This window comes from Kitasatospora sp. NPDC127116 (genome assembly GCF_042677365.1).
GTDB lineage: Bacteria > Actinomycetota > Actinomycetes > Streptomycetales > Streptomycetaceae > Kitasatospora > Kitasatospora lactacystinica.
Genome location: NZ_JBHXTL010000032.1, coordinates 24,701 through 31,029 on the forward strand (window position 1 = coordinate 24,701; position 6,329 = coordinate 31,029).

The 6,329-nt window shown below is 71.2% G+C and carries 7 protein-coding genes; 5 read left to right on the forward strand and 2 right to left on the reverse strand.

The genetic code is table 11. The features are described 5' to 3' along the window. The first annotated feature begins 431 nt into the window (after window positions 1–431). A complete protein-coding gene (locus tag ACFVHV_RS15540) occupies window positions 432–854 on the forward strand; it encodes an SsgA family sporulation/cell division regulator (RefSeq protein WP_359904036.1) in 423 nt (140 codons plus the stop codon). 403 nt (window positions 855–1,257) lie between these two features. Here the strand turns inward: ACFVHV_RS15540 and ACFVHV_RS15545 are convergent, their stop codons facing one another. Together ACFVHV_RS15545 and ACFVHV_RS15550 are read right to left on the reverse strand one after the other, a co-directional pair. Further along, complete coding sequence (locus ACFVHV_RS15545) at window positions 1,258–1,788, reverse strand: STAS domain-containing protein (RefSeq protein ID WP_359904033.1); 531 nt, start codon at window positions 1,786–1,788, stop codon at window positions 1,258–1,260. Between the two features lie 150 nt (window positions 1,789–1,938). Continuing rightward, window positions 1,939–2,301 (reverse strand): helix-turn-helix domain-containing protein, encoded by a 363-nt coding sequence (locus ACFVHV_RS15550; protein WP_359904030.1) that lies wholly within the window; start codon window positions 2,299–2,301, stop codon window positions 1,939–1,941. 109 nt (window positions 2,302–2,410) lie between these two features. On the opposite strand from ACFVHV_RS15550, the gene ACFVHV_RS15555 reads away from it, so the two are divergent. From ACFVHV_RS15555 to ACFVHV_RS15570, 4 genes are all read left to right on the forward strand, one after another. Then, entirely contained in the window at window positions 2,411–2,605 is a 195-nt protein-coding gene (locus ACFVHV_RS15555; RefSeq protein ID WP_380351564.1) for a hypothetical protein, read from the forward strand. 256 nt (window positions 2,606–2,861) lie between these two features. Further along, window positions 2,862–3,749: a Rieske (2Fe-2S) protein gene (locus ACFVHV_RS15560; RefSeq protein WP_359904024.1), complete on the forward strand. Its 888-nt coding sequence runs from the start codon at window positions 2,862–2,864 to the stop codon at window positions 3,747–3,749. 108 nt (window positions 3,750–3,857) lie between these two features. After that, window positions 3,858–4,868, forward strand: coding sequence for a YihY/virulence factor BrkB family protein (locus ACFVHV_RS15565; protein WP_380351566.1), 1,011 nt, complete (start codon window positions 3,858–3,860; stop codon window positions 4,866–4,868). 772 nt (window positions 4,869–5,640) lie between these two features. Continuing rightward, entirely contained in the window at window positions 5,641–6,225 is a 585-nt protein-coding gene (locus ACFVHV_RS15570; RefSeq protein ID WP_359904018.1) for a DUF5655 domain-containing protein, read from the forward strand. The last annotated feature ends 104 nt before the right edge of the window (window positions 6,226–6,329 follow it).

Below are 6,329 nucleotides of genomic sequence, written 5' to 3' on the forward strand. Positions count from 1 at the left end.
ACAAGCATCAGCAAACTCCCTCCCTACACAAGACGCAATCATCCGAGCATGCCACCACACATCAGCGGAGACGATCCACGTAGCGGCTCTGCCCCGTCGTTTCCCACAGGCCCGTGATCAGAAGCTGTCCGCCGGAGGATCTGCCCTCCGGGAGTGCATCCACTCAACAGGCCGGCAGTCCGAGATGGCGGTGTGCTCGTGGCACAACCCGCAGGCGAAGAACCAGCGCTGCAGAGGGCTTCGGCGCGCAAGTCCCCGTCCCGGCCGATCGGGCGTCGCTATGTGGCGGAGACAGGCAACGCGCCGCGAAAGCAAGGGAGTTGTGCAGATATCTGGCCTGCCGACTGGCGGGTGGACGCTGGGGTAGGCGCGTTGGCACGCGTCGGCCCACCGGAGGCCGACGCACAAAGCCGTCGCAGGAGGGTGATCCGATGCAGAAGTCCGCTGTCCGCCCGATGCCCGTCACGTTCCCCGACAGCCCGCTGCCCGACGTCCCGGTCGACGTGGAGCTCCGCTTCGACACGGCCCTCCCATATGCGGCATGCCTGGTGTTCCCGCTGACCCCGTGCGACTGCACCGGCTCCAACGCCGAGGTGTGCTGGTACTTCAGCCGGGATCTGCTGAACGAGGGGCGCCACGTCCCCACCGGCACCGGGGACGTCAAGATCGGCCCCGGATCGGCCGGCGAAGTCCTCATCACCCTGCAGGGCCCCGACGGCCGGGCGGTGCTCAGCGCCCCGGAGGACGCCGTGGCCGCCTTCCTCACAGACTCATTCACCCTGGTGCCCGCCGGATCGGAAGCCGACCACCTTGATATCGACTCCGCCCTCGCCCGGCTGCGCGCAGCCGACTGATCGCACCCCACCGAGGTCGTCTCCGTCCTGCGCCGCGTCGCCACCACCACCGTCCACCGCAGCGCATGAGACGACGCGCCCGCCAGCCACGGCACACCGAGGAACCGTGAGCACCCCCGGTCTCGACACCCTGCCGTTCTACTGCCCCGTCCCGGCCGCCATCCATCCGGAGGCCGACGCCGTCGAGCGGCGGGCCCAAGCCTGCGTCGATCGGACAGGGCTGTGCCCGACCGCGGGCTCCCGTACCCGGACCACCGCCACCAACATCGCCGAGTTCTACGCCCGCTTCGCCCCCGCCGCAGACCCCGATCGCTTGTGGGTCGCGACCTGCTGGGTCTACTGGGAATCCGCCTTCGACGACGCGCGCTGCGACGAGGGTCCGCTGGCCACGGATCCGGCAGGTTTAGCCTCGGTGGCCGGGACCGTCCAGCGAGCCCTGGAGCTGCCCGGCCCTCTGCGGACCGACGACCCCTACGTAGCGCGAAGCGGTAAGCATGACTGCCGCTAAGCCGGTCTGCCGGTCGGCGGCGTCGCCGCCGGCCAGTGCGGAGCGGACACTGTCGTGGAGGGTGAAGAGCCGGTCGGTCTCGGTGAGCGTCAGGACCCGTATGGTTTGCGGTCTCGCGGCGGCCAGCACCATCTCGATCCCGGCGGCAATCGCGTTCAGACGGGCGGCGAGCAGGGCGTTGACGCACGCCGAGTAGCAGAAGGCGAGGCCGGCGAGGTCGACCACCAGGAGCGGCGGGCGGGCGGTGATCGCCTCGGCCAGGGCGTCGTCCAGGGTGCGGCGGGTTTCCTGATCGACGTCGCCCTGGACCTGGACGATCACGGCCGTGCCGGGGAGCGTCGTGTCGACGACTCTCAGCGGCCGTGCGCCGGTCCGCGCGGCGTGGGGGCAGTCGTCGTGACGGAGGGGATCGGGCGGGCTGTTCACGGAACCCACCGCCTTCACGCGGGGACGGGCGCGGTCCGACCGCCGGGTCGGCGTCCCGCCGGGTTCTCGGCGCGCTCGAGGAGCCCGCTTCGCGGGATCCCCCGGCGGGAGCACGGCAAGGTGGGGGGCTGCGGGCGGCGGGTTCGGGAATCAGGGGCGTTCCTGGTCATGGTGATCACCGGGGCGAGTGCTTGGGGCGGGGCCGGAACCGGGCTGGAGATCCGCGAACAAGTCCAGAAACCCGGCGATCTCGTGCCCGGCCTCGGCGGGGTGACGGAAGAACGTGTCGTGCACGACGTGGTAGTGGTTGCGGCGCCCGTGGCGGGTGCGGGTCAGATAACCGGCGCTCTCCAGATCAGTGACGATCGCCTGCACCGCCCGCTCCGTCACACCGCACATCACCGCGAGATCCCGCAGGCGTACCTCCGTGTTGCGCGAGATCATCAACAGGACACGGGCATGCTGCGTCAGGAACGTCCAGCTCGTGCGCGGCTCCCGCTCGTCGCTCGACACACCACAAGTATGAACCCGGATTCCGGATTCGTCATACCCGATTCGTGATACTTGATTCCCGGCCCGTCCGACGCCCCCGCAGGCCGCCACCTTCGGAGGAGCCGACCAGTTGTTGCTGCAGGCAGGTGTCCCCGAGAAACAGCACGACAGCGTGGTACTCCGGTACTGCCTCGACCTGGACGACCAGAAGGCCGCCGACTTCCTCGGCACCCCCGTGTCCGCCCTGCGCTCCAACCTACGCCACGACCGCCGCCGCCTCGCCTGCGCCATCGGAAGGCAGCTGTGGAGACCTGCGGGTCGATAAGCCTGGTGACGCCCAGATATCCCAGTCCAGCAGGGGCGAGCGCGTAGGCGACCGCGAGCAGGCCCCAAACGCTGACAGTCCACGATCGGGTCACCGGACGTAAGCCGGACGGGGCCACATCGCTGTGGCGAGGATTCACGGGGTCCAGGTCTTTGTTGTGGCCAGTGACTTACGGGATTTTTGCCCAAATACCGGATCGGCTCAACAGACACCCCGGGCGAGGTTTGGCCTCCCGGCGTCCGGCAAGCCGCCCGGCATGGACGTTTCAGCTCTGCACGACCGCCGGTGGTCCCGTCGACTGCGCCGCACGCTCGACGCACCGGCGCACTGGGAGGTCCTCGACCTCCCGTCCGGGAAGCTCGCCGACGCGGTGGAAGCTCTCCCCCTCGGGCCGTACCGCGACGCCCTACGCGGCGTGTGGCTCGGCCACCCGCTCCACCCGGGCCTGGTTCAGCTGCCCATCGGCTGCTGGACATCGGCAGGCCTGCTGGACTTCACTCCGGGCGCCCAGCGGTCGGCCGACGCACTCGTCGCCACCGGACTGCTGACGGCCGTGCCGACCGCGCTGTCCGGCTGGGTGGACTGGGCCCGGCTCGACCCGCCGCGCCGCCGCACGGGCCTGGTCCACGCTCTTGCCAACACGACCGGCGTGCTGCTGTACGCCGGCTCGCTGCTGGCCCGCTGCCGGGGCCGACGCGCCCGCGGCCGACTGCTCGGCCTGACGGGGCTCGCCGCCATCTCGGGCGGCGGCGTCCTCGGCGGCCACCTGGCCTACGGACAGGCCGCCGGCCCCAACCGGGCCGCCGCCGCGCCCCGACTCGCGCCCGCCGACTGGGTCGGACTCGGCCCGGTCGACGACTTCCCACCGGGCGAACCCGTCCGCAGGATGGCCGGCGACCTGCCCGTGGTCGTCGTCCGCGAGGGCGAGCGCTGCCACGTGCTCGCGGAGCGCTGCGCCCACCTGTCCGGCCCGCTCGCCGACGGCACAGTGGCCGACGGCTGCCTGCGCTGCCCGTGGCACGGCAGCGAGTTCCGCCTGCGTGACGGCGAGGTCGCGAGCGGCCCGGCCACCTCGCCGCAGCCAGTGTTCGAGACCCGATTGCTCTCCGGGTACCTGGAGGCACGACTGCCCGGCGCCGGCTGACCAGCCGTCCACGTCCACACGGTGTACGGATCGGCCCAACGGGCAAACGCACCCGCGCGGGCCCGATCCGTGGCGGATCCGCGCGCCCGCCACGCGGAGGAGGACGACATGAACCCGGTCGAACGCGCACTGCGCTCGGTGGACGGCTACCAGCAGCGCCACCGGCCCACCGCCATGGTCCTCGGCGTGATCAAGAAGTACGGCGACGACCGCGGCGGACTACTCGCCGCGCTCATCACCTACTACGGCTTCCTCGCCCTGATCCCGCTGCTCCTCCTGCTCAGCACCGTCCTCGGATTCGTCCTGCACGGCAGCCCCGGCGCACAGCAGTCCGTCCTCAACTCCGCCCTGGCCGACTTCCCGATCATCGGCGACCAACTCCGCCAGAACGTCCACTCCCTCCAGGGAAGTGGGTTCGCCCTGGCCGTCGGCATGCTGTTCATGCTCTACGGAGCACTCGGCATCGCGCAGGTGCTCCAGCACGCCATGGCCGAGATCTGGAACGTCCCCGGCGTGCGCCGGCCGGGCTACTGGCCGCGCCTGGTCCGCAGCCTCCTGCTCCTACTCGTGCTCGGCTCCGGCCTGGTACTCGGCACCGGGGCCGCATCGGTCGTCGCTGCCTCCCTCGGCGGGCCCGCCGCCCGCATCGGCGGTCTGATCGTCTCCGCGCTCCTGAACGCCGCCCTGTGCCTGGCCTGCTTCCGCGTGCTCACCCCCCGGACGATCCCCACGCGCGCGCTATGGCCGGGCTGCGCGGTCGCGGGCCCGCTGTTCACCGTCCTCCAGGCCTTCGGCTCCCTGCTCGTCGTGCACGAGCTGCGCCACGCCGGGCAGGTCTACGGCTTCTTCGCCACCGTGATCGGCCTGCTCTCCTGGCTCTTCCTCGCTGCGGAGATCACCGTGTACGCCGCCGAGACCAACGTCGTCCTCGCCCGCCGCCTGTGGCCGCGCAGCCTGCTCCAGCCGCCGCTCACCGACGCCGACGAACAGGTGCTGAGCGCAATCGCCCACCAAGAGGAACGCCGCCCCGAACAGCAAGTCGACGTCGCCTTCAGCGACGACGACCCACGACCGGACGCCAACGACGACGGGACCGCGGGTCGACCCCCCGGGGGATGACGACCCTCGCCGCCCTGCCGGATGCGAGGATCCGGGGATCCGGGGATCCGGGGATCCGGGGATCCGGGGATCCGGGGATCCGGGGATCCGGGGATCACACTGTCAGAACCGTGCTGGCCGACGATTGACCTCATACCAGGAAAAGCCGGGGACGATCCGTACACAAGTTCGAGCCCGTCGTCACGCGGAGCCGGGGCAGCGGCCAAGGGGGCAGTGCGCTGGCGCTCGCGGCCTGACCGCCAGCCGACCCGCTCGCCTCACACGTGGTGGGTACCGGTGACGGTGTCAGCGGCGGGGGTGTGGCATGTGCTGCAGGGGTGCCAACGTGGCCGGTCAGGGGTGGACCGGTGTGGAGCGAGGATCATTCCGGCGGTGTCCAGGCCGCACATGGTGAGGGAGCCGCAGGCGCTCGAGGGCTCGGCGGCCCCCTGTGCGCGCGGCGCACCGGCTGCTCGGGGTCCGAGGGCGTGTGGTCGGTTTGGAGGACCCCGACGTTGCTCGGCGTGTCCGGTTCCAGTACGACGACAATGTCCACCTCCCCACGGTGGCTGCTGCTCCCGGTACCGCACGCGCGCGGTGGCATTCGGACCAGCTGGCGCAACAGTTGCCTCGGACACGCTGGGATTCGACGAGAACGGCGTACCGGTAATCATCGAGTTCAAGCGCGGCCGGGACTCCGGGGTGATCACGCAGGCAACGTCCTACCTCGTCTGGCTTCTGGCGCATCGGGCACGAGTTCGAGGCGCTGGTACGCAGACGCCTGGGTGCCGAGGTGGTGGAGACGATCGACTGGCGGCGGCCTCGGGCGATCTGTGTCGCAGCCGAGTTCTCGCGTCACATCCGGGCCGGGGCTTCGCTTCACCAGCGGAGGCATCGCTTGAACCTGGTGCGCTACCGGGTTCTCGGACCGGCCCTGCTGACGTTGCAGCTGGTCGAGACGGTCCCGGGCTTCATCGATTCCCCGTCTCCGGTACCGGCCGAGCCGGTCGGTGAGGTGCATGCCGAGCCGGAGGCGGTCGCGGTGCCAGTGGAGGCGTCGCAGGTGGAGGTGCCTGGACGAATGCAGGAACTGTACGACGAGCTGGATGAGGTGCTGGCGGCGGCTGGTGAGCTGGAGGTGGTGGTGCTGAAGCACTACATCGCCTACCGGCGGATCCTGAACGTGGCCTCGGTCGTGTTCCGGCCGGGGCACGGGGCCCTGCTGGTGTACCTGCGGTTGGAGCCGGACTCGGTGGAGCCGGAGGAGGCCTTCACCCGGGACGTGCGCGGCGTCGGGCACCTGGAGGTGCGGATCGCTTCGTCGGCGGACGTGGAGAAGGCGATGCCGTTGATCCGGCGGGCGGTCGAGGAGTCCTGACGGACGGAGAAGGGGGGGGGGGCGTGGGGGGGGGGCGGCGCCCCGCCGCGCGGGGGGGCGGGGGCCGGGCGCCGGCCGCGGCCCACCGCCGGGCGCGCGGGCGG

What these genes read in the sequence shown, in the direction of transcription:
- ACFVHV_RS15565 (WP_380351566.1), top strand. Translation starts at nt 3,858, where the DNA reads ATGAACCCGGTCGAACGCGCACTGCGCTCGGTGGACGGCTACCAGCAG.
- ACFVHV_RS15560 (WP_359904024.1), top strand. Translation starts at nt 2,862, where the DNA reads ATGGACGTTTCAGCTCTGCACGACCGCCGGTGGTCCCGTCGACTGCGC.
- ACFVHV_RS15540 (WP_359904036.1), top strand. Translation starts at nt 432, where the DNA reads ATGCAGAAGTCCGCTGTCCGCCCGATGCCCGTCACGTTCCCCGACAGC.